The sequence below is a fragment of the Okeania sp. genome (assembly GCF_983059655.1).
Map to the genome: position 1 here is coordinate 1 of NZ_CEZPJD010001110.1, position 2,047 is coordinate 2,047.

A 2,047-nucleotide genomic window follows, 5' to 3' on the forward strand; every position below is an offset into this window, starting at 1 on the left:
TGTTCCCTGTTCCCTGTTCCCTCTTTTCTGGAGATGTCTATTAGATAAACTAAATCAAACTACATCGACGACTTAACGCCAATTTCAAAAGTGCTTTATACTTTTTGTCACTAATAGTATAAGCTCCAAATCTTTCTAAATGAGGGTTATTCATCTGAGCGTCAAAAAATACAAATTCTCTCTCCCGTAGTCGCTCCACTAACTTTACCATCGCCACCTTCGATCCATCTGGTATGTTGAAAAACATTGACTCCCCAATAAAACCACCACCAATTACAACACCCAAAATTCCACCAGCAAGTTTATTTTCTTGCCAAGTCTCAAAACTATATGCCCAACCTGCTAAATTCAGTGCTTTGTAAATCTGTTTTAGTTCCCCAGAAATCCAAGTTGTATCTCTATCCGCACAACCTTCTACTACTGCCTCAAAGTCCCGATTAACAGCAATAGTAAAACGATTTTGATTAATTATACGACGTAGCGACCGTGGGTAGCGAAACCTTTCATCCAAAGGAATCAAAGCCCGTTTACGACTACCATACCACTCTAAACTATTCTCTCCGTCATTGGCCATGAGGAAGTAGCCTTGAGCATATCCTTGTATGATTGAATTAATATCATATTCCATCATCGGATTATCATTCATAATTTATAATCTAAAATTTAGAATCATGGCCGAACCAATCAAACCAATTACTTTACCAACAGCAAAAAACCCTCAACAAGAGGGGGAATGGTTGCGAACTTCCTTACACAAATGGCTAAATCAAGAGTTTATCCCAGAAAAAGTTAATGAGGATATTGCTAAAAGAGCAGCTCAAATATTTGTTCGCCATCGTATGGAAGGAGAAAATGATTTAGGCTCATTGGTAATTGCTATTGTGACAGAAATGCAAGCTTTTGATTTTTCCCAGAGTTTTTACGGAGAGTTCGCGATCGCTAATGCTGTTAGTGACTTGTTATTGGATAGTCTGGGAATAGAGCGCTGTTGTGGACAATAAAAGATTTTAATATTCCCACTTATTAGACCTCTCCGGAAAAGAGGGAGTAGGGGAAAATAATTGATGATTTATGCGTATGGGATTGATTTAATTTTTGATTATCACCAGATGTCTATTACTTTTTTAGGCATTGCATAATTGTGGGATGATTTTATAAGAGAGGATCGACTATCATCCCCGTGTCGGTCTCAATCATCCCAGTATTCAGCAACGCCCTTTTTTAGGGGTGGTTTTGGTGTTATTGGGGTTTGTTTTCCCATATTTTATTGGTGGAAAAACTGATTTGTTTAACCCACCCCTAAAGTTAGAGATATAAAACTTTCGGCTAACCTGAAAGCTCAGTGTAGCTCAACTACCAGCTAGATTTAACAACTCCAGGTAAGAGACCTTCGTGAGCCATTTCTCGGATTGCGTTACGAGATAGTCCAAAGTCTCGATAATAACCTCTTGGACGCCCAGTTAACCAACAACGATTTCGCACGCGAGAAGGGGCACTATTACGAGGTAATCTCTGGATTTGACGATGGATTTCTATTTTCTCCTCTAAATCTTCTGCTTCTTCAAATTGCAGTTTAAGCTCTGCACGTTTAGCAGCATATTTTTCTACTAATTTTTTGCGTTTTTTCTCACGCTCGATCATGCTCTTTTTTGCCATGATTAGTTTCTGTAATTACTCCAAATAGTTGGTATGTTTAATTTTAAGGTATTATCCCAATCTTTAATAATACCATAGATTTTTTCGGGTGTGGTGAGATAGAGAGATGGATAGATGGGGACCTACACCTACTGCCCCAGCTATCCCTTATAAGGAACTCCTCAGACACGGGGACACGGAGACGCGGAGACACGGGGACACAGAGAGCAGGGAAAAATAGTTATAGCATCTAAGTAAAATTATTTAATGTATCAAAATCAATGTACTTTTAAATACATTTTCTATCTGTAAAAAGGCTTTTAAAGTCTGAAACATAATTTGTCTATTTTGTCAATTTTTATAGCGCTGTGCGCAGGCAACAGGCAACAGGCAATAGGCAATAGGGGGAAGA

The 2,047-nt window shown here is 38.5% G+C and carries 3 protein-coding genes; 1 reads left to right on the forward strand and 2 read right to left on the reverse strand.

The genetic code is table 11. The annotated features are described in order from the left end of the window. Nucleotides 1–49: 49 nt before the first annotated feature. On the reverse strand, nt 50–628 hold the full coding sequence (aat, locus tag AC3DU7_RS32275; protein ID WP_488043307.1) for a leucyl/phenylalanyl-tRNA--protein transferase: 579 nt from the start codon (nt 626–628) through the stop codon (nt 50–52). A gap of 43 nt (nt 629–671) precedes the next feature. Here aat and AC3DU7_RS32280 point away from each other — a divergent pair, with 43 nt between their 5' ends. Beyond that, entirely contained in the window at nt 672–1,001 is a 330-nt protein-coding gene (locus AC3DU7_RS32280; RefSeq protein ID WP_488043306.1) for a hypothetical protein, read from the forward strand. A 352-nt stretch (nt 1,002–1,353) separates the two neighbouring features. Here AC3DU7_RS32280 and rpsN read toward each other — a convergent pair whose 3' ends face one another. Beyond that, on the reverse strand, nt 1,354–1,656 hold the full coding sequence (gene rpsN, locus AC3DU7_RS32285) for a 30S ribosomal protein S14 (RefSeq protein ID WP_293063407.1): 303 nt from the start codon (nt 1,654–1,656) through the stop codon (nt 1,354–1,356). Nucleotides 1,657–2,047 lie beyond the last annotated feature (391 nt).